Origin of the sequence: Ramlibacter aurantiacus, from assembly GCF_016722895.1 — a bacterium.
Taxonomy (GTDB): domain Bacteria; phylum Pseudomonadota; class Gammaproteobacteria; order Burkholderiales; family Burkholderiaceae_C; genus Ramlibacter; species Ramlibacter aurantiacus.
Window position 1 is genome coordinate 71,164 of the sequence record NZ_JAEQNA010000005.1, and the last position, 19,242, is coordinate 90,405.

At 70.5% G+C, this 19,242-nt stretch carries 14 protein-coding genes; 6 read left to right on the top strand and 8 right to left on the bottom strand.

Annotation, left to right across the window (positions count from 1 at the left end):
* Positions 1 to 129: 129 nt before the first annotated feature.
* Positions 130 to 1,110, bottom strand: a complete 981-nt coding sequence (locus JI739_RS14200; RefSeq protein ID WP_201684584.1) for a Bug family tripartite tricarboxylate transporter substrate binding protein — start codon at positions 1,108 to 1,110, stop codon at positions 130 to 132.
* Positions 1,111 to 1,479: 369 nt separating this feature from the next.
* The gene (locus JI739_RS14205) at positions 1,480 to 2,547 is read right to left on the bottom strand and encodes a patatin-like phospholipase family protein (RefSeq protein ID WP_201684585.1); all 1,068 of its coding nucleotides are present in this window, start codon (positions 2,545 to 2,547) and stop codon (positions 1,480 to 1,482) included.
* A gap of 131 nt (positions 2,548 to 2,678) precedes the next feature.
* Here JI739_RS14205 and JI739_RS14210 point away from each other — a divergent pair, with 131 nt between their 5' ends.
* From JI739_RS14210 to JI739_RS14225, 4 genes are all read left to right on the top strand, one after another.
* Entirely contained in the window at positions 2,679 to 3,887 is a 1,209-nt protein-coding gene (locus tag JI739_RS14210) for a multidrug effflux MFS transporter (protein WP_201684586.1), read from the top strand.
* Positions 3,888 to 3,968: 81 nt separating this feature from the next.
* Positions 3,969 to 5,849 (top strand): sodium:solute symporter family protein, encoded by a 1,881-nt coding sequence (locus JI739_RS14215; protein WP_201684587.1) that lies wholly within the window; start codon positions 3,969 to 3,971, stop codon positions 5,847 to 5,849.
* Positions 5,850 to 5,897: 48 nt separating this feature from the next.
* Entirely contained in the window at positions 5,898 to 6,761 is an 864-nt protein-coding gene (locus tag JI739_RS14220; RefSeq protein WP_201684588.1) for a PRC-barrel domain-containing protein, read from the top strand.
* Positions 6,762 to 7,001: 240 nt separating this feature from the next.
* Complete coding sequence (locus JI739_RS14225) at positions 7,002 to 9,482, top strand: NAD-dependent epimerase/dehydratase family protein (RefSeq protein WP_201684589.1); 2,481 nt, start codon at positions 7,002 to 7,004, stop codon at positions 9,480 to 9,482.
* Positions 9,483 to 9,497: 15 nt separating this feature from the next.
* Here JI739_RS14225 and JI739_RS14230 read toward each other — a convergent pair whose 3' ends face one another.
* From JI739_RS14230 to phhA, 6 genes are all read right to left on the bottom strand, one after another.
* A complete protein-coding gene (locus tag JI739_RS14230) occupies positions 9,498 to 10,532 on the bottom strand; it encodes a sodium:calcium antiporter (RefSeq protein WP_201684590.1) in 1,035 nt (344 codons plus the stop codon).
* A 102-nt stretch (positions 10,533 to 10,634) separates the two neighbouring features.
* On the bottom strand, positions 10,635 to 13,721 hold the full coding sequence (locus JI739_RS14235; RefSeq protein ID WP_236589649.1) for an acetoacetate--CoA ligase: 3,087 nt from the start codon (positions 13,719 to 13,721) through the stop codon (positions 10,635 to 10,637).
* A 50-nt stretch (positions 13,722 to 13,771) separates the two neighbouring features.
* Positions 13,772 to 14,695, bottom strand: coding sequence for an alpha/beta hydrolase (locus JI739_RS14240; RefSeq protein WP_201684591.1), 924 nt, complete (start codon positions 14,693 to 14,695; stop codon positions 13,772 to 13,774).
* A 248-nt stretch (positions 14,696 to 14,943) separates the two neighbouring features.
* On the bottom strand, positions 14,944 to 15,294 hold the full coding sequence (locus JI739_RS14245; protein WP_201684592.1) for a DOPA 4,5-dioxygenase family protein: 351 nt from the start codon (positions 15,292 to 15,294) through the stop codon (positions 14,944 to 14,946).
* A 30-nt stretch (positions 15,295 to 15,324) separates the two neighbouring features.
* Entirely contained in the window at positions 15,325 to 16,026 is a 702-nt protein-coding gene (locus JI739_RS14250) for an SDR family oxidoreductase (protein ID WP_201684593.1), read from the bottom strand.
* Positions 16,026 to 16,925, bottom strand: a complete 900-nt coding sequence (gene phhA, locus JI739_RS14255; protein ID WP_201684594.1) for a phenylalanine 4-monooxygenase — start codon at positions 16,923 to 16,925, stop codon at positions 16,026 to 16,028. The genes JI739_RS14250 and phhA overlap by 1 nt, the downstream gene beginning before the upstream one ends.
* 402 nt (positions 16,926 to 17,327) lie before the next feature.
* On the opposite strand from phhA, the gene JI739_RS14260 reads away from it, so the two are divergent.
* Together JI739_RS14260 and JI739_RS14265 are read left to right on the top strand one after the other, a co-directional pair.
* Positions 17,328 to 18,314, top strand: coding sequence for a Bug family tripartite tricarboxylate transporter substrate binding protein (locus JI739_RS14260; RefSeq protein WP_201684595.1), 987 nt, complete (start codon positions 17,328 to 17,330; stop codon positions 18,312 to 18,314).
* Complete coding sequence (locus JI739_RS14265) at positions 18,311 to 19,219, top strand: VOC family protein (RefSeq protein ID WP_201684596.1); 909 nt, start codon at positions 18,311 to 18,313, stop codon at positions 19,217 to 19,219. The genes JI739_RS14260 and JI739_RS14265 overlap by 4 nt, the downstream gene beginning before the upstream one ends.
* Positions 19,220 to 19,242 lie beyond the last annotated feature (23 nt).

Below are 19,242 nucleotides of genomic sequence, written 5' to 3' on the forward strand. Positions count from 1 at the left end.
GGCGGCGCTGGAGGACATGGCCAGCATCGCCGAGTGAGCAGTTGCGAGGCGTTGGTCGAGAGGCTGGCGAAGGGTTGAAGCGGCACCGGTGCGTCGGCTCCGGTGCGCCGGCCTCGCCGCCTGCGCCGGTCACTCCAGCTTGAGGTCGAACTGCGCCTTCATCTGCCGGAACTGCTCCAGGTTGGAGGCGACGCGCTGCGCGAGCTGCTGGGAGCGCAGCAGTTGCGGCGACATCTGCCGGTCGATGTAGGCCTTCTGAATGTCCTTGTCGCCCAACGCCGTGGCGATGTGCCGCTCCAGCTGGGACACGATGGCCGGCGGCGTGCCCTTTGGCGCGAAGAAGGCGAACCACACCTCGGCATCGAAGTCCTTCAGCCCGAGCGCTTCGCCGAAGGTGGGTACGTCAGGCGCGCCCGGGAAACGCTCCTGTCCGCCCACCGCCAGCAGCCGCAGCTTGCCCGCCTTGACCTGGGCATCGGCGTTCTGCACCGTCGTGAACAGCACCGGCACGGCATTGCTCACGCCATCCATGATGGCAGGGGCGCAGCCCTTGTAGGGCACGTGGATCATCGAGAGCTTCAGGGCCTGGGCGAAACGCAGGCCGATCAGGTGCTGCGGCGAGCCGTTGCCGCAGGAGGACCAGGCGACCTTGCCCTGGTTCTCGCGGGCGTGCGCGACCAGGTCCTGCAAGCTCTTGAACGGCAGCTGCGAATTGACGGCCAGGGCGACCGGGACGGACGCGACACCCGCGATCGGGACCAGGTCGCGTTGGACCTCGAAACGCTGCGGACCGCCCAATGCTTCGTTGATGACGAGCGTGCTGTTGTTGACCAGCAGGGTATGGCCGTCCGGGTTGGCCCGGGCCACCATCTCCGAGCCGATACCGCCACTGGCGCCGGGCTTGCTGTCCACGACCACCGGCTCGCCCAGGAGCTGCGCCAGGCGGTTCTGCAGGACGCGGGCCACGAGGTCGGAGCCGCCCCCCGCCGGGTAGGGGTTGATCACCGTGACAGGTCGGCTGGGGTACTTGGCGGGCTGCGCGAAGGCGGCACCGACGGATGCGAGCACGGCCCCTGCGAACAGGGCACGGCAAAGAAGGTTGCGAATCATCTTGTCTCCTCGTGGTGGTGATGAATTTCCGGTCGTCGCGTCTGGTTCGTCTCGGACGCTGGCCGAAGAGGCGGCGCACCGAGCAGGGCGCAGGCGCCAGGCGAGCCCGGACGGACGAAGGAACGCGAATCATGCCTGCTGTCTTCGTTCATCCCTGGCGCAGGCGATTGTGAAAGCTCGGTTGGCGCGTGGCTTGTGAACTTCTCATGGGGTGAGACACGTGCCGGCAGTCGGCGTTCGCGGGTACCCCGCCGAGGATCTGCTCCGGGATCGGGTGAAGAACCGTGGCGTACGCACTCAGCCCCCGACCCACCGGGAGCCTGTGCCGCGTCGCTCGGCATTCCCCGCGGGGCCGGCGCAGGCGCGCCCTTAATCAGCCCCCTCCACCGCACAGGCACCATCCAGCCCCGCCAGGCCCGCCAGCTTCTGCAGGCGCGAGCGCTGCTCCAGGCAGGCCTGGTGCTGCGCCTGCGCCGCCTTCTGCTGCGCGAGTCGGGTGGCTTGTTCGCGCGCCGCCTGCAGCTGCGCGATGCGCTCGCGGATCTGGGGCATGGCGGCCAGCGCCGCCCTCTCGCCTTCCAGGATGGCGCCGGCACGCTTGGAGAAGTCGGTGCCGCCGATGTCGAGGACCTGCGGCCGCACGATGACGTCGGCGCGGGACAGCTCGGCCTGGCCGAGCTTCTGTCCCATGATGGCGATGGACTGGCCGATGGTCCCCAGCATGCCGGTGGGCGTCTGGCCGCGAGCCTTGTTCGAGATGTCCACCGCGATGACCACATCGGCGCCCAGTTCGCGCGCGGCATCGACAGGCACGGGGCTGACCACGCCGCCATCGACGAAATGGAACTTGCCGATGGCCACCGGCTGGAACACGCCGGGAACGCTGCTGGAGGCCCGCACGGCCTGGCCGGTGTTGCCCCGGACGAACACCGTGCGCTCGCCGTCCTCCAGGCGGGTGGCCACCGCGGCGAAGGGCTTGGCAAGGCGCTCCATCGATTGGCGCCGCACCTGCTCGTTCACGTAGTCTTCGAGCTTCTGCCCCAGCAACAGTCCGCCCGAGGACAGCTGCAGGTCACGGATCCTGGACTCGTCGAGCCCCACGGCCTGCTCCTGAAGCTCGAACGCGTTCATGCCACTGGCATAGAGAGCGCCCACCACGCTGCCCGCGCTGGTCCCGGCCACCACGGCGGGCGCGAGGCCGTTGGCCTCCAGCATCTTGATGACGCCGATGTGGGCGAAACCCTTGGCCGCGCCCCCGCCGAGGGCAATGCCCACCTTGATGGCCGGCGTCGCAGGGGACGGCGACACGGCCCGTGCGGATGCCGCGCCTGCGGCCGTGCTGGCGGGTGGGGTGCTGGAACAGGCCGCGGCAGCGGCAGCGGCCAGGGCGATGGCCAGCGGACGAAGCCGGGCTGCGAGGGTGGCTGAGCGCGACATGGCGTTCAGGCGCACGCGGGAAGGGAAGGAAGCTGGGGGCACACGCATGAGTTTAGATGCCGGCCCCGGGCGCGGCTGCCGCGCGCCAGGCGCGCAGGTCGACGCCGCAGCCTCCCTCACAATCCCACCCGATGCAGAGATCCTTTTTCGGGCTGGCGCTGGTGCTGGGCCTCGTATCGGCCGTGGGCCCCTTCGCCATCGACATGTACCTGCCGGCGCTGCCGACCATCGGCCGCTCCCTGCAGGCGTCGCCGGCCACGGTGCAGGCCAGCCTGATCGTCTTCTTCCTGGCGCTGGGCATGGCCCAGGTGATCTACGGCCCGGTGTCGGACATGCTGGGTCGCAAGCGGCCGCTGTACTTCGGCCTGGCGCTGTTCTCGCTCGGCAGCATCGGCTGCGCGCTGGCCCCGGACGCGGGCACGCTGGTGGCGATGCGCTTCGTGCAAGGCCTGGGCGCCTGCGCCGGCATGGTGATCCCGCGCGCGGTGGTGCGCGACCTGCACACCGGCACCGAGGCGGCGCGCCTGATGTCCATGCTGATGCTGGTCTTCAGCGTCTCGCCCATCCTCGCCCCGCTCACCGGCAGCCTGCTGATCGAGGCCTTCGGCTGGCGCGCGGTGTTCTGGGCGGTGGTGGGGGCAGCCGCGCTGGCGGCCGCCCTGGTGCACAACTTCCTGCCCGAGACGCGGCCGCTCGAGGAGCGCGCCAGCAGCAGTCTCCGAAGTGCCTTGCGTTCGTATGCCGTGCTGCTGCGCGACGGGCATTTCATGGGCCTGTCGCTGATCGGCGGCTTCGGCGTGGCGAGCTTCTTCGCCTACCTGGCCACCTCGTCGTTCGTGCTGATCGACCACTACGGGCTGAGTCCGCGTGAGTACAGCGTGGCCTTCGCGGCCAACGCCGCGGCGTTCATCGGCGCCTCGCAACTGACGGCGCGCCTGGGCCGGCGCTTCGGGCTCGCGCCCATGGTCAAGGTGGCGGTCACCGTGTACGCGGCCATCATGGTCGCGACGCTGGTGGTCCACGGACTGGGCGCGGACAGCCTGTGGGTCATGCTGCCCATGCTGTTCGCCGGCTACGGCGCGCTGGGCCTGGTGGTGCCGACGAGCATGGTGCTGGCGCTGGAGGCGCACGGCCCCATCGCCGGCGCGGCGTCGGCCCTGGCCGGCACCATGCACTTCGTCTGCGGCATCCTCGTGATGGGCACGGTGAGCGTCTTCGCCCATGGCGATCCGATGCCGATGCTCTCCGCCATCGCGGCCCCTGCCGTGGCCGCCTGCGCCTTCGCCTGGGGCACCTTGCGCCCACCCATGAGGGGCGCTTCGGCCGGTGCCGCCCGCTGAGCCTGGGCTGTCACCGGACGGGTGTCCGGCTGCCCGTGCGAGCGGGGCCAGATCGTGTTCACCGGGCCTAGACTCACCGGCATGCTGGACCTCCTCATCCTCGGAGCCTTCGTCCTGTACAGCATCGGATCGGGGCTGCACGCGCGAGGCCAGGCCTCGCATGGGCTGGACGAGTACTTCCTCGCGGGCCGCCGCCTGCCGGGCTGGCAGGCGGGAACGTCGATGGCGGCGACCCAGTTCGCCGCCGACACGCCCTTGCTGGTGACCGGGCTGGTGGCCACGGCCGGCGTGTTTTCGCTGTGGCGCCTGTGGATCTATGCGCTGGCCTTCCTGGCGATGGCCTTCGTGTTTTCGGCTGGGTGGCGCCGGGCGGGCGTGCTGACCGATGCCGAACTCGCCGAGGTTCGGTACAGCGGCCGTGGTGTCGTCGCACTGCGACTGCTCAAGGCCATCTACTACGGCACGGTGATCAACTGCGTCGTGCTGGCCATGGTCCTGGTGGCGGCGATCCGCATCGCCGAGGTGTTCATGCCGTGGCACGAGTGGTTGCCGCCTTCCGTCTACCTGCCGCTGCAGGGCCTGGTGGTCGCCAGTGGCTTCGCCGTGGGCGACAGCATCACCGGCCTGGCGCCCGCGGTGGCCCACACCAACAGCCTGGTCTCCATCGTGCTGATCCTCGCATTCACCGCGGCCTACTCGATCACCGGCGGATTGCGTGCCGTCGTCCGCACCGACGTGATGCAGTTCGCGCTGGCGATGATCGGCACGGCGCTTTATGCGTGGTTCGCGCTGGACGCGGCCGGTGGACTGGCCGGCCTGCCCGACCGGCTGGCCGCCCTCTACGGCAGCGACGCGGCCGCGCGCATGCTGTCCTTCACGCCGCCTTCCGGCGGCGAGGTGCTGATGCCCTTCCTCGTGCTGATCGGCCTGCAATGGCTGTTCCAGATGAATGCCGACGGCACCGGCTATCTCGCGCAGCGATCCATGGCCTGCCACAGCGACCTGGGCGCGCGGCGTGCCCCCGTGCTCTTCGCGTGGCTGCAGGTTTTCCTGCGCAGCCTGCTGTGGCTGGCGATCGCGCTGGGCCTGCTGGTGCTGTACCCGTTCTCACCGGCGGACGCCGCGTCGCCGGGGTTCGCGGCGGCGCGTGAACTCACCTTCGTGCGCGGCATCGACGAGTTGCTGCCGCCCGGCGCGCGTGGGCTGATGCTGGTAGGGCTGCTGGCGGCCCTGGCCTCCACGCTCGACACCCACTTGAACTGGGGCGCGTCCTACTGGAGCAATGACGTGTACGCAGGCGTCGTCTGCCGGCGCTGGCTCAAGCGCAGCCCCGGCCCGCGCGAGCTGGTGCGGGTGGCGCGCCTGTCCAACCTGCTGATCATGGCGTTCGCGCTGGCCGTCGTGGTCCACCTCGGCTCCATCCAGACCGCCTGGTTCATCTCACTGCTCTTCGGTGCCGGCATGGGCGCCGTGCTGGTGCTGCGCTGGTTGTGGGAGCGCATCAATCTCCAGGCCGAGCTGGCCGCCATGGCCGCCTCGCTCGTCACGGCGCCCTTGCTGCTGTTCCTGCTGGGCACCGACCCCGAGCGCGAGTGGCTGCGGCTGGCGCTGATGGCGCTGGTCACAACGACCGTGGCCGTGCTCGCGGCGCTGCTGACGCCGGCCACCGACGACGCGACGCTGGGCGCGTTCTACGCCCGGGTCCGGCCCTATGGCTGGTGGCGGCGCACCGCCCGTCTGTGCGGCGAGGACCCACGCGCGCCGCTGCGGGCGCTGGGTCGGCCCCTGATCGCCGTGATCGCCGGTACCCTGTCGCTGTTGGCGATGCTGGCCGGCGCCGGAACGATGCTGTTCTCGCCGAGCGGCGTGCAATCGCTGGGCAGCTGGCTGCTGGTGGGTGGCGGGCTCGCGCTGGTGCCGCTCTGGCTGGCTCCGCTGCTGGCCTCGCCCGCCAGGCGCTGACGACGACCGAGCCGGCCTGAACGTGTTCGTGATGAAAGGAGACTTCCGATGTTTCGATCCAAGCCGATCCATCCACCGCTCGCGGCGGCCATCGCAGTCGCGGCGCTCGCAGCGGGCCCGTCCTGGGCCGCCGCGCCGTCCGGCGAGGGGGTGACGGCCTCGCATTCGGCCACGGCGCGCGTCGCCGAATCGCGCGCGTTGCGGGCCAGCCGTGCCATCGGCATGGAGGTGCGCGGCCGCCAGGGCGAGGTGATCGGCCCGGTGCGCGACGTGCTCGTGAACAACCAGACCGGGGTCGTTCGCTACCTGGTGATCGCGTTGGGGCGGGGCACGGCACCGGGCGAGCGCGTCGCCCTGGTGCCCGCCAGCCGCCTGGCGCTCGGGCCCGCACGGCAGTCGCTGGTCTACGAAGGCCGGCCGCAGACCCTGGAGAAGGTGGCGGTCCCGCAGGCCGACTGGAAGACCATCCTGGGCGACGCCGATCGACTGGCGCAACTCGACAAATCCTGGAGCCTGCAGCGCCGCACCGCTGCCCGCTTCATGCGGCCGGTCAGCACCTTGATGGGCCAGCGCGTCACGGGCGCGGCGGGCGCGCCGCTGGGCGAGATCGAAGACCTGGTCCTGAACATCAACCAGGCCAGGCCCAGCTACGCCGTCATCAAGCTCGACCAGCAGGCGTCGGGCGACGGCAACCGGGTCGCCGTGCCGCTGCGCGCGCTGCAGGCGCCAGCCGGCCAGCCGGCGCTCGCCCTGGACACCGGCCGCACGCGGCTGGATGCGCTGAAGGGGTTCAGCCGCGAGGCCTACCAGGACCCGAACAACCCAAGCTTCATGGCGCAGGCGAGCCGCCATCTCGGCGCCTTCGGCAGCAGCCCCACGGGCTCCCCACCCGCGGGCGGGAAGCCGCAATAAGGGCCCGCGCGGGTTCACGGGCGGCCTCCCCAGCGGCGTCGGGTGCACGGCGCGGCCGTGTCCGACAGGGCCGGTGCGCACCGCCGCCTACGATGGCCCGACGCAGCCTCATGCCGAACAGCGGCACCAAGCACGCCCCACCCATGCGACACCCGGCGATCGACTCCTGCCATCCGACAGCGACCACGTGCTGGACCACCGGGCGCGTGCGCCCAGGCGCCTGGCGGCGCCGTTCGACGCATGGCTGAGTCGCAGGCCCGACCGATCGTCCTGATCACGGGTGCCGACGGCAACCTGGGTCGCACGCTGGCCCAGGCCCTGGCATCGGACTACCGCATCGTGGGCCTGTCACGCGAGGCGGCCGAGGCGGACTTTCCCCTGATCGAGTGCGACCTCTCGTCCGACGAGTCGGTGGCGAACGCGATGCGCGAGTTTCGCCACCGCCACGGCACGCGCATCGCCAGCGTCGTGCACCTGGCCGCCTACTTCGACTTCACCGGCGAGGACAACCCGCTGTATGACACGGTGAACGTGGAGGGCACGCGCCGCCTGGTGGCTGCGCTGCAGCCGTTCGAGGTGGAGCAGTTCCTGTATGCCAGCACGATGCTGGTGCACGCCCCCTGCCGACCCGGCGAACACATCGACGAGCGGCAGCCGATCGAGCCGCGCTGGGCCTATCCCAAGTCCAAGGCGGCGGCCGAAGCCGTGATCCGCGAAGGGCACGGCGACATGCCGTACGTGCTGCTGCGGCTGGCCGGCGTGTACGACGCGCAGTCCATGGTGCCCACGCTCGCGCAGCAGGTGTCGCGCATCTACGAGCGCGACCTGCAAAGCCACCTGTACTCGGGCGACACCGAGGTCGGGCAGTCGATGCTGCACCGCGACGACATGCTCGACGCGTTCCGCCGCACCATCGATCGCCGCCACTCGCTGCCGCGCGAGGCCGAGATCCTCATCGGCGAACCCGAGGCGATGGGTTACGACCGGCTGCAGGACGAGCTGGGCTACCTGATCCATGGCGCCGACGACTGGCCGACCCTGCGCGTGCCCAAGCCGTTGGCCGCGGCGGGTGCCTGGGCCCAGGCCAAGCTGGAGCCGGTCATCCCCGATGCGATCGACCGCGGCGAGGAGCCCTTCATCAAGCCCTTCATGGTCGCCATGGCCGACGACCACTACGCGCTCGACGTGCGCCGCGCGCGCGAGCTGCTCGGCTGGGAGCCGCGCCACCGCCTGAAGAACGAACTGCCGGCGCTGGTGGCCGCGCTGAAGAAGGACCCGGCCGAGTGGTACCGCCAGAACGGCATCACCCCGCCGGCACGCGTCGCCGAGGCCCAGCAGATCGGCAGCAACGCCGAAGACCTGCGCACCCGGCACGAGGCCCTGCTGCGGGCGCAGCATGCCGAGAACCGCTGGGCCCACCTGGCGAACATGGCGTTGGGCACCTGGCTGTTCACGCAGCCGCTGCTCATCGCGGTCGAGTCGCCGCTGCTGCGCTGGAGCGAGATCGTGCTGGGCGTGCTGCTCACGGCCGGCGCGGCCGTGGCGCTGTCCTGGCGGGCCCGGTGGGCGCGCTGGTTCTGCGCCGGCATCGGCGCGCTGGTGATGGCGGTGCCCTTCCTGTTCTCCACGCCCAACGCCGCGGCCTACCTTTCGGACACGCTGGTCGGGGCCCTGGCCTTCGCGCTCGCCGTCGGCACCCGGCCAGAGCCCGGACCCTCGGCCATCGCGGCCCTCGCCGGCCCGACGGTTCCACCCGGATGGAGCTACAACCCGTCGGACTGGACACAGCGGCTGCCGATCATCTGGCTGGCCATCGTGGGCCTGTACGTCTCGCGCTACCTGGCGGCCTACCAGCTCGGCCACATCCCCGACGTGTGGGACCCGTTCTTCGCCGGATCGGCGGCCGACCCGCAGAACGGCACCGAGGAAATCATCACCTCGTCCATCTCCAAGGCCTGGCCCGTCTCCGACGCCGCGGTGGGCGGCTACACCTACCTGCTGGAGATCCTCACCGGCATCGTCGGATCGCGCCGGCGCTGGCGCACCATGCCCTGGCTGGTGGTGCTGTTCGGCCTGATGATCGCGCCGCTGGGCATCACGTCGATCTTCTTCATCATCATCCAGCCGGTGCTGATCGGCACCTGGAGCACGATCGCGCTGATCGGCGCGGCCGCGGTGCTGCTGCAGATTCCGTACTCGCTGGACGAACTGCTGGCCACGCTGCAGTTCCTGCGGCGGCGCGTGAAAGCGGGCCAGAGCGCGCTGCGCGTGTTCTTCGTCGGCGACACCGACGACACCGCCGCGTCCAAGGGCCCGGCGCTGGCCGACGAGTTCGACCGATCGCCCGGTGCGGTGCTCAAGGACATCACCCGCGGTGGCGTGGGCCTGCCGTGGAACCTGTGGCTGGCCGCGCTCATCGGCCTGTTCCTGCTGTTCACGCGCCCGGTGCTTGGCGTCGATGGCGACCTGGCGAACACGCACCACGTGATCGGGTCGCTGGTGCTCACCGTGCTGTCGGTGGCCGCCGCCGAGGTCGCACGCGCCGTACGCTTCCTCATCGTGCCCCTGGGCATTGCACTGGCGGCGACCCCGCTGTTCCTCGCCGCCGGTACCACGGTGGCCGCGGTGGGCGTGGTCCTGGGGGTGGCGCTGGTGCTTCTGAGCCTGCGGCGCGGCCCCATCCGTGAGCGCTACGGCAGCTGGCAGAAGCTGGTCCGCTGAACCGACGGATGTTCTTCAGCGCAGCGCGTACAGCACGAACAGCCCGCCGGTGTAGGCGATCAACGCGAGGATCGAATCGACGCCCAGCCTTCCGACGGTGCGGTCGCGCCGCTCGATCAAGCCGATCAGGAACAGGCCGGTCAGCACCAGCGCCAGCAGCGCACTGAAACTGGCGAAGCGACCCGTCTCGAGCAGCACGGGTTCGCCGTCGTGCAGGGCATCGACCAGCGCGATGATGGTGACGTTGAAGATGTTGGTGCCCAGCACATCGGACATCGCCATCTCGTAGCGCTTCATGCGCACCGCGGTGAAGACGGTGCTGGCCTCGGGCAGCGAGGTCGCGAAGGCCAGCACGACCACGCCGAAGAAGCTGGTGCCCAGGCCCGTTCCCTCGGCCACCGCCTCGCCCGTGCTGGCGAGCACGAAGCCGGACACCAGCACCCCGGCGCCGGAGGCGATCGCGCGCATCACCCGTGATCTCAGCCGCCCATCGCGCGAGCCCTCGTCCTCGCGCTGCGTTTTCCGCAACGGCTGCCCGTGGTCCAGCGGCGACCAGCCGCGCGGCGCCTGCGAGTTCCCCATGAACCAGATCGCACCCGCGAACACGACCAGGCTCACCCAGCTCCAGCGGCCCATTCCCCACAGCAGGGTGTCCCCGGTGACGGTGGGAGCGACCACGATGGCCATGACGATCACGCCGAGCACGCCGATCAGCAGCACCTTGGGCGAGCCCTGGACCGAAGTCAGGGCGCGGCCGCGGATCAAGGCGTCTGCGAACACCAGCAGCAGCACGTTGATGGCCGCCGAGCCCAGCAGGTCGTTGATGGTCAGCGCGGGCGAGCCACGGGTGGTGGCGGTCACGGCCACGGCCAGCTCCGGCAAGGAGGTCACGCCGCCCAGCAGCAGCACGCCTGCGATCTCCTGGCCCATGCCGGTGCGCGCCGCGATCGCCTCCACGGCACGCGTCAGCTGGACGGCGGACAGCCAGACCGCTGCGGCGGACGCTGCGAACAGCAGGAGGTTCACCCAAAGCGGCAGCTCTTCGAACATGGGATGTCGGCGGCGGGGTCGACGTGGCGGAGAGCGACATGCTGGCACGAGTTCGACCGCCGGGGGCGGGGCGCCCAGCCCGGGCACGAGACCTTCCAGTCGTTACGTGGTCGTCGGGGCTGCGCTGGCCCGCAGCGCCGCATCGAGCGCGGCCGCCAGCGGCTGGGCGTGTTGCCGCACCAGCGCCAGGTGGGTGCCGGGCAGGTTGATCTGGCGCAGCCTGCCGCCCGAGACGCGCCGCCACACGGGCATGGGATCGAAGAAGGGGCCGAAGGGCTCGGCGGAGCGGACGAAGACCATGGAGCCGCCCAGGTAGGGCGCCGGCCGGTACGCCAGCAGGGCCCACCACAGGCTGTCGAAGACGCGCTGGTGCACCGGCGCCATGGCCAGGCCCGCACTGGGCCGGGGTGGCGGCGCCAGGCCCAGGCGCACCCGCAGCTTGATGCCGGCCTGCCGCACCCGGTCCTGCAGGAAGCGGGGCAGCTCCGACCGGGGCATGCGCCACAGCCGGTGCACCAGCCGGGTGAGCTGGTGCCAGAGCCGGGACGGCGCCGAAAGATCCTGCTGCAGGTGCGGATCGATCAGGAACAGCAGTTCGATCTTCTCTCCCTGCGCGATCAGTTGCTGCGCCATCTCGTAGGCCACCAGGCCACCGAAGGAAAAGCCGGTGAGCGCGTACGGACCCTCGGGCTGGATGCTGCGCATCAGCTCGATGTAGGCCTGCGCCATCTCCTCGACCCGCTCGTGCGGCGCCTGCTCGCCGTCCAGGCCGCGAGCCTGGAACGCCCACACCGGACGGCCGGTCTGCAGGGCGCGCACCAGCGGCCAGCAGTCCATCGTGGTGCCGTTCATGCCATGGGCCATGAAGATCGGCCGGCCCTCGCCTTCGCGCATGCGCACCAGCATGGAGGAGGCCGCGGCCGGCGTGTCCTGGGACAGGATGGAAGCCAGCTTGGCCACCGTGGGCGCGCACATCAGCGTCCCCAGGGGCAGCGAGCGACCGGTCAGCTTCTGGATCTCGCGCATCATGCGCGCCGCCAGCAGCGAGTTGCCGCCCAGCTCGAAGAAGTCGTCCTCCAGGCCGACGTCCATGCCCAGCAGCTGCCGCCACACGGACTGCAGCTGCGCGAGCAGGTCCTCGCCCTGCGCCAGCTCCGCGGCGGGCGGCGCGTCGCGCAGGCCGGGATGCTCGCGGATGGCCTCCAGGCACTCGGGGTTGCGCAGGGCCGAGAGGTTCTGCAGCGGCAGCCCGCTGGCCGCGGCGCGGGCGGCGGCTTCGGAGACCTTGCCGTTGTGCGTGACCGGCAACTGCGGCACGTCGATGATGCGGTCCGGCACGTGCGCGGCCGACAGGCGCGCGGCGATGTCGCGACGGACCTGCGCCTCCAGCGCCCGGTCCAGCACGGCGCCGGGGCGCAGCACCAGCAGGGCGAGGATCTCGGGGCCGCCGGCCGCCGATGCGTCCGCGGGCCGCCGCTCGACCACCATGGCTTCGCGGATGGCCGGAATGTCGGCGAGCACGCGGTAGATCTCGGCCGGGGCGAACTTGATGCCCGCCACGTTCAAGAGCCCGTCGCTGCGCCCGTGCAGGCGCGCTCCCCCCTGCGGCGAGAACTCGATCAGGTCGCCGTGGGTCCACACGCCCGGGTTCTGGCTGAAGTACGCGGCATGGAAGCGGCTTCCATCCGTGTCGCCGTAAAAGCCCAGCGGGCGCGACGGGAACGGGTTGACGCAGACCAGCTCGCCGACCCCCTCGGCCGGGGCGCCCTCGCGCCACGCCTGCACATCCAGGCCCAGGCTGCGCGACTGCGCCTCGCCCGCCACCACGGGCCGATCGGGATGGCCGAGCACGAAGCAGCCGATGATGTCGGTGCCGCCGCTGATGGATTGCACCGGCACGGACTTGACCTGGCGCGTGACCCAGTCGAACTGCGCGTCGTACAGCACGGCGCCGGTGGACAGCACGGCCCGCAGGGCACCCAGGTCGAATTGCCGCCCCGGCTCCAGCTGCGCCTCCTGCGACATCTTCAGGTAGGCCGGGCTGGTGCCGAAGACGGTGACGCGCTGCTCGGACACCAGCCGCCACAGGCGGTCCACGCTGGAGATGGTGCCGTCGTAGGTCACGATCTCGACGCCGCTGGCCAGGGCCGAGAGTTGCCAGTTCCACATCATCCAGCTGCAGCTGGTGTGGAAATACAGGCGGTCGCCGGGCTGCAGGTCGGTGTGCAGCCGGTGCTCCTTCACATGCTCGAGCAGGCTGCCGCCGGCCCCGTGCACGATGCACTTGGGCCGCCCGGTGGTGCCCGACGAGAACATGATGAAGAGCGGGTGGTTGAAGCTGAACCGCGGCCACTCGAAGCTGCCCGAGGCCCGCGCCTGCAGCAGCCCGTCGAGCTGCAACACGCTGGCGCCGTCCGGCAATGGGCCGCCATCGAGGCTGACCACGCCTTGCAGCGAATCCAGCTGCCGCGCGAGGTCGGCGAGCTTCTCGTCGACCGGCGTGCCCGTGTCGCCGGGCAGCGGCGCCAGGTGGGCGAAGAGCAGGCGAGGACGCAGCGGGCCGAACCGGTCCAGCAGGGCCTGCACGCTCATCTCCGGCGACGCGGTCGACAAGGTCGCACCCACCGCCGCGACGGCAAGCCCCGCCATCACGGCGAGCCCGTCGTTGCGCATCACGGCCACCACCCGGTCGCCCTCGCCCACGCCCATGCCGACCAGCGCGGCGGCGAGGCGGGCCACGCGCTCGCGCAGTTCGCCCCGCGTCCAGGACTCGCTCGAGCCGTCGGCATGGCACTGGGTCAGCGCCGGTGCGCCGGCCCCGGCCACCTCCAGGTTCAGGAGGCTGTCGGCGTAGTTCAGCTGCAGGCAGGGAAAGAAGGTCGCGTGCTCGCAGTCGTCACCGATGCAGACCGGTTCCGCGGCGCCGGCGATGCCCAAAGGCTGGCCGCACCATTTGAGGAGGACCTCCCAGAAGGTCCTGAACTCCGCCACCGAGAACGCATGCAGCGCGCCGGGGTCGCCGAACGTGCGCCCGGTTCGCGTCTCGAGCAACGCACGGAACGCCGCCAACTGCGAAGAGTGGCCGGCGGCGACCCGTTGATCGCTCGCTGCAGAACCGCTGGAGCGCGTGGCGCTTTGCTCCGACCTCCCGCCGGGAGGAATGGATGCCGGTGAGACGAGCACTCCCATGCGGGTCACTGTATGGCGCAGGTCCGCCCTCGCCTAATAGTCCGATGGAGCTACTCCACTGAGGCACCGACTGCCCCCGGGGCGCGCTCCGGTATTCCAGGGCACTCGGGCAAGGCTTCGATGCCGCGCGGACGCACCGGTGGCGTGGCGGCTGCCTCATCGGCGAGCGCCACCAGCGCGGCGGCCAGTCCTTGCCTGAAGGAAGGAAAGCGGTGCACGTCGCCGTGCCCCGCTCCCTCGACGCACAGCAGGTGGCACCCCGGCAGGGCATCGCGGATGGCCACGCTGTGATGCAGTCCGATCAGCTCGTCCCGGTCCCCATGCACCAGCAACACGGGCCCCCTGACCTGGCAGGCATGGTCGATCGTGGACAGCGGATAGCGCAGGATGCGCGCCGGCACCCAGGGAAAGAGTTCGTCGGCCAGGGCACGCATGCTGCGGTAGGGCGAGATCAGCAGCGTGAGGTCGGGCACGCAGCCCGCGGCGCACAGTTCGGCCGACAGCGCCGCCGCCAACGCGGTCCCCAGTGACTGGCCCGAGACGACAAGGCGCCGGCCTGCATAGTCCCCGGCGATCGCGTTCCACACGGCCCGCACGTCGGCGCGCAACTGCGATTCACTTTCGATCTGGCCGCTGCTCTTGCCGTAGCCGCGGTAATCCATCATGACCACGTCGAAGTTCATTTCGCGGAACACGTCCAGTTGCACGAACCACTTCCGCAGGTTGCCCGAGTTGCCGTGCAGGTAGAACACCACCCCACGGGGATCGGGCAGCTTCAGCTGCGCCACGGACAATCGAGCGCCGGGAACGTCGACCATGAATTCGCGCACGTCGGCCTCGTCGGAGACGGGCTGGTCCGAGGCGAGCCAGGCGGGCTCGAACAAGAGCCGTTCCTGTCGCATCCACAGCCAGGCCAGGGCCGCCATGTAGGCCGCGGCGCCGACCGCGGGAAGTGCGATCAGCGGGTGGAGCATGGCGAAGCCCCGTGCGCGTGCGAACCCATGGCCGCCTCCCTTCCCTTGCCGGATGCCTTTTCCGGCTTCTTGGAACACATGGTCGACTGGCGGCGAGTGCGGGCCTGTCGGCGCTTCGTGCGGTCGAGAGTAGGAAACGGTCGTGCTCGAGTGTCCGCTGGAACACTGGCGCGCCCAGGACCCGCGACCGGGGCCGCTGCGAGTCCAGGGCCCGCAACGCATCACGCGAGAACCGTGTGGACAGGCCCCTAGTCCTGCTGGAACTGCCGCAGGTCGAGTGGCCAGTCGTTGCCCAGCCAGTAGGCGAAATCGGTGTGGTCCTTGAGGGCGTCTCCGCTCAAGCCATGCACGAACACGTCCAGCCCGCCGCGGTGCTCGTCGAGCCAGGGCACGACGCGCTCGAAATCCCCTGCCGCGAACGCGAGCTGGCAACTCCAACGCGGGTGGGGACCGACCCGCTTTTCGTGAACCCGGCCCATCGAGATCCCGAACCGGCGCGCCGCCTCTTCACAGAGGGCGCGGGCCTGGTCGACGGTGTCGGCGTCGAAGTAGACGTGGGCGTGGTAGGCGCGATGGACATTGACGGGGCGACGCGGCATGGCGGCATTGTGGCAAGGGGCGCGCTGGCATCAAACCCGGCCCGTGACCGGAATCGCCGCGCCATGCAGGGCTCGCGCCGCATCCGAACACAGGAAGACGATCACCGCGGCGAGCGCATCGGGCGCCACCCAGCGTGACGCGTCGGCGTCGGGCATGGCGGCGCGGTTGTCGGGCGTGTCGATGATGGACGGCAGCACGCAATTGACATTGATGTGGCGGTCCTTCAGCTCGGCCGAGAGGGCCTCGGTCAGGCGGATCAGCGCGCTCTTCGACGCCGCGTAGGCGCCCATCTGCGCCGCGCCCCTGGCGGCGGCCGCCGCGCCGACGGTGACGATGCGGCCACCGCCGTCGGCGATCAGCAGCGGCACCAGCGCCCGGGCCACGTGCACGAGGCTGCGGGCGTTCAGGTCCATCAGGAAGTCCCAGGTGGCCGCCGAGGTCTCATGCACCGCCTCGCCCATGCGAAAGCCCCCGGCCAGGTGGCACAGCGCGTCGATGCGGCCGAAGCGCGTGCGCGCCTGGTCCACCCCGTGCCGGACCTGCTCGGCATCGAGCAGGTCCACCGGCAGCAGCAGCGCCTCGGGCAGGTGCCCGCAGGTGCGCTGCAGCGCGTCGGCGGTACGGTCCATCAGCACGAGGCGCGAGCCCTGCTGCGCGAAGGCCGCCGCGACCGCGCGGCCCAGGTGCCCGGCCGCGCCGGTGACGAGGACGGTGGCCGGCTGGGCGCCCATCACCGGCCCCCTGCCCGCTTGGCCGCGTGGTAGCGCCCCGTGCCGCGGGTGATGACCCCGTCGGTGTCGAGCACGTCACCGGGCTCGAGATCGGCAGCCTGCCGCACGCGCTCGTAGGTCGGCGCGAAGTCGATCTGCGCCAGGCGCAGCAGCTCGTCGAGGTGGCCGATGACGAAATACGTTTCCTGGAAATCGTCGATGCGGTAGCGCGTGCGCATCACCCGTTCCAGCTCGAAGCGGATGCGGTTGGGCGAGTCGTCCTCGACCGAGAACACCGTCTCGGCGGCCGACGAGGCGATGCCGGCGCCGTAGATGCGCAGGCCATCGGGCTGGCGCAACAGGCCGAACTCGACCGTGTACCAGTACACCCGGGCCAGCTTGTCGAGCACGCCCAGCCGCTGGGCGCGCAAGCCGCCTTCGCCATAGGCCTGGATGTAATCGGCGATGGCCGGGTTCATCAACATGGGGACATGGCCGAACACGTCGTGGAACACGTCCGGCTCCTCCAGGTAATCCAGCTCGTGCGGCTTGCGGATGAACTGCCCGGCGGGGAAACGGCGGTTGGCCAGGTGCTCGAAGAACACGTCGTCGGGCACCAGCCCGGGAACGGCGACCACCTGCCAGCCGGTGCGCTTGATCAGCAGGTCCGACAGCGCCTCGAAGTTCGGAATCTCGTCGGCCCCGATGGGCAGGTCGTCCATGCCCCGGATGAACTCGTCGCAGGCGCGGCCCGGCAGCAGCTTGCGCTGGCGCTCGAACAGCGTCCTCCAGACGGCATGCTCCTGCGGCGTGTAGCGGTCCCAGGCCTGCTCGATGGTCCAGTCGGGACGCTCGGGCCGCTGTTCGGCGCCGGCGGCCAGGCCGTGCTTCACGGTGTCCTTGCTTGGCTGCTGCAGCATGGTGCCTCCAGTGGTCAGTGAGCCTGCGTGGAGGCCCGCCCGGCGCTTGCCTCCACCGCTCGACTGCATCAGGAACCGCTTGCCGTGTCCAGAGCTTCTGGATGACGCGGGGGTGAGCGAAAGGCGGCAGTTGCCCGATTCACATCGCCTTCAGGCCGAACACGTGGCGGGCGTTGCCTTCGAAGATGAGGTGCTTGTCTTCGCGGCTCAGCCGGCGAGCGCCAGGCCGCCAGGCTTCATCACGACCGCGTCAGCTCCGGCACGACGCTGAACACACGAGGCGCCTACCGAGCTGGCACGCCGGCTTTGACAAGCCGCGCGTGTTCACCGATACTTTCCCATCTTTCGGCCATGTGTCCCATTAAACGGGAACAACCAACTTTAACTCTTGAGGAGCACGACATGGGTACCTTGAACAAGTCGCTGGCCGCGCTGTGGTGTCTGGCTGCAGCCGCGCATGCGTGGGCCGCAGCCGACGACTACCCGACCAAGCCGGTGCGGCTGGTCATTCCGTTCGCGGCCGGCGGCGGTGCCGACATCACGGCGCGGATCGTCAGCCAGGAAATGGGCGAGGCCCTGGGACAGCGATTCGTGGTCGAGAACCGCCCCGGCGCCAGCAACGTGATCGCCACGCAGCACGTGGCGCGGGCCGAGCCCGATGGCTACACCCTGCTGTGGATCACCGACGTGCACTCGATCAACGAGGCGCTCAACCGCCTGGGCAAGCTCCCGAGCAAGCTGCCCTACCAGTCGCTCAAGGATTTCGAGCCGGTCGGCCAGGTGATCGCGCTGCAGATCGCCCTGATGGCCTCCAAGAAGAGCGGCATCGCATCGGTGCAGGACCTCACGGCGCGAGCCCGCAGCGGAGGCGTTCCGCTCAATGCCGGCCACAACGGCGACGGCAGCCCGCACTACCTGGCCTTCCTGCGCATGCAACAGGTCGGCGGCTACAAGCTCAACGAGATTCCGTATCCCGGTTCCGGCCCCGCCGCGGTGGCCGTGCAGGCCGGCGAAATCGACCTGGCCTTCGGCACCGTGGGATCGGCGCTGCAGTTGTCCAAGTCCAACCGGGTGAACCTGCTGGCCGTTTCCAGCGCCGAGCGTGACACGCTGGCCCCGGACGTGCCCACGCTGGCCGAATCGGGCTACAACGGGCTGTCGATCCAGAGCTGGATGGGCGTGCTCGCACCCAAGGGCGTGCCCGCGGACCGCCTGGCCAAGCTGAATGCCGCGCTGGCCAAGGCGCTCGCCGCGCCGGAGGTCGTCAAGCAGTTGCAGGCCGGCGGCACGACGCCGAAGGCGGGCACGCGCGAGCAGTTCGGGCAGTTGATCGCCAGGGACGCCGACAAGATCGAAGCGATCTACAAGGGCTCGGCGAAGCAGCCATGACCATCAAGGAACTCGGCTACATCGTGCTCGATTCGCCGGACCTGGCGCGCTGGGGCACCTACCTGCAGGAGGTGGTCGGCGCCATGGTGTCCGAGGGCCCCGACGGATCGCTGCGGGTGCGGATCGACGAGCGCGACTGCCGCCTGCTGCTGCGGGATTCCCCGCAGGAGAAGCTGGCCGCGATGGGCTGGCTGGTGCGGGACGAGGCGGGCCTGCGGCAGGCGCTTGAGACTGCGCGCGCAGAGGGGTGCGAGCCGCGCATCGGCACCGCCGACGAATGCATCGCGCGGCGCGTCAACGGCTTCTTCGCGATCACCGATCCGGCGGGCCATTCGCACGAGATCGCGTGGGGCCCGGTCGTGAACTTCAGGCAGCCGTTCCGCTCGCCCGCCGGCGTGCCGGCCTTCATGACCGGCGACCAGGGCCTGGGGCACCTGGTGATCGGCTGCGAGCCCGCGCAGTTCGAGGCGACGAGCCGCTTCACCACCGGGGTGCTGGGCCTGCAGGTGGCCAACCTGCGCGCGCAGTCGCTCTCGGGCGAGCCCGTGCCCTTTCCCATCACCTGGTTCCACGCGGACAACCCCCGGCAGCACTCGCTGGGACTCGCCGCCAGCTTCACGCCCGGCGCGCCGCGCCACGGCTGCCGGCACATCAACCTGGAGGTGCCCGAGATCGACGACGTGGGACGCGCCCTGGACCGCTGCGACCGGCACGGCGTGCGCATCGCCCGGTCACTGGGGCGCCATGTGAACGACCGCGCCATCTCGTTCTACATGGCCTCCCCGGGCGGGTTCCTGGTCGAGTACGGCTGCGCCGCCCCCAGGAAGGACTGGTCGCTGGAGATCGTCTACGACGAGGGCGGTGCCGGCTCCGTCTGGGGCCACAAGCCCAACCCCGCACGGTGATCGACGACCGCATCAAGGAGCAC

What these genes read in the sequence shown, in the direction of transcription:
- JI739_RS14215 (WP_201684587.1), top strand. Translation starts at nt 3,969, where the DNA reads ATGCTGGACCTCCTCATCCTCGGAGCCTTCGTCCTGTACAGCATCGGA.
- JI739_RS14250 (WP_201684593.1), bottom strand. Translation starts at nt 16,026, where the DNA reads ATGGGCGCCCAGCCGGCCACCGTCCTCGTCACCGGCGCGGCCGGGCAC.
- JI739_RS14200 (WP_201684584.1), bottom strand. Translation starts at nt 1,110, where the DNA reads ATGATTCGCAACCTTCTTTGCCGTGCCCTGTTCGCAGGGGCCGTGCTC.
- JI739_RS14230 (WP_201684590.1), bottom strand. Translation starts at nt 10,532, where the DNA reads ATGTTCGAAGAGCTGCCGCTTTGGGTGAACCTCCTGCTGTTCGCAGCG.
- JI739_RS14205 (WP_201684585.1), bottom strand. Translation starts at nt 2,547, where the DNA reads ATGTCGCGCTCAGCCACCCTCGCAGCCCGGCTTCGTCCGCTGGCCATC.
- JI739_RS14245 (WP_201684592.1), bottom strand. Translation starts at nt 15,294, where the DNA reads ATGCCGCGTCGCCCCGTCAATGTCCATCGCGCCTACCACGCCCACGTC.
- JI739_RS14240 (WP_201684591.1), bottom strand. Translation starts at nt 14,695, where the DNA reads ATGCTCCACCCGCTGATCGCACTTCCCGCGGTCGGCGCCGCGGCCTAC.
- JI739_RS14265 (WP_201684596.1), top strand. Translation starts at nt 18,311, where the DNA reads ATGACCATCAAGGAACTCGGCTACATCGTGCTCGATTCGCCGGACCTG.
- JI739_RS14210 (WP_201684586.1), top strand. Translation starts at nt 2,679, where the DNA reads ATGCAGAGATCCTTTTTCGGGCTGGCGCTGGTGCTGGGCCTCGTATCG.
- phhA (WP_201684594.1), bottom strand. Translation starts at nt 16,925, where the DNA reads ATGCTGCAGCAGCCAAGCAAGGACACCGTGAAGCACGGCCTGGCCGCC.
- JI739_RS14220 (WP_201684588.1), top strand. Translation starts at nt 5,898, where the DNA reads ATGTTTCGATCCAAGCCGATCCATCCACCGCTCGCGGCGGCCATCGCA.
- JI739_RS14225 (WP_201684589.1), top strand. Translation starts at nt 7,002, where the DNA reads ATGGCTGAGTCGCAGGCCCGACCGATCGTCCTGATCACGGGTGCCGAC.
- JI739_RS14260 (WP_201684595.1), top strand. Translation starts at nt 17,328, where the DNA reads ATGGGTACCTTGAACAAGTCGCTGGCCGCGCTGTGGTGTCTGGCTGCA.
- JI739_RS14235 (WP_236589649.1), bottom strand. Translation starts at nt 13,721, where the DNA reads ATGGGAGTGCTCGTCTCACCGGCATCCATTCCTCCCGGCGGGAGGTCG.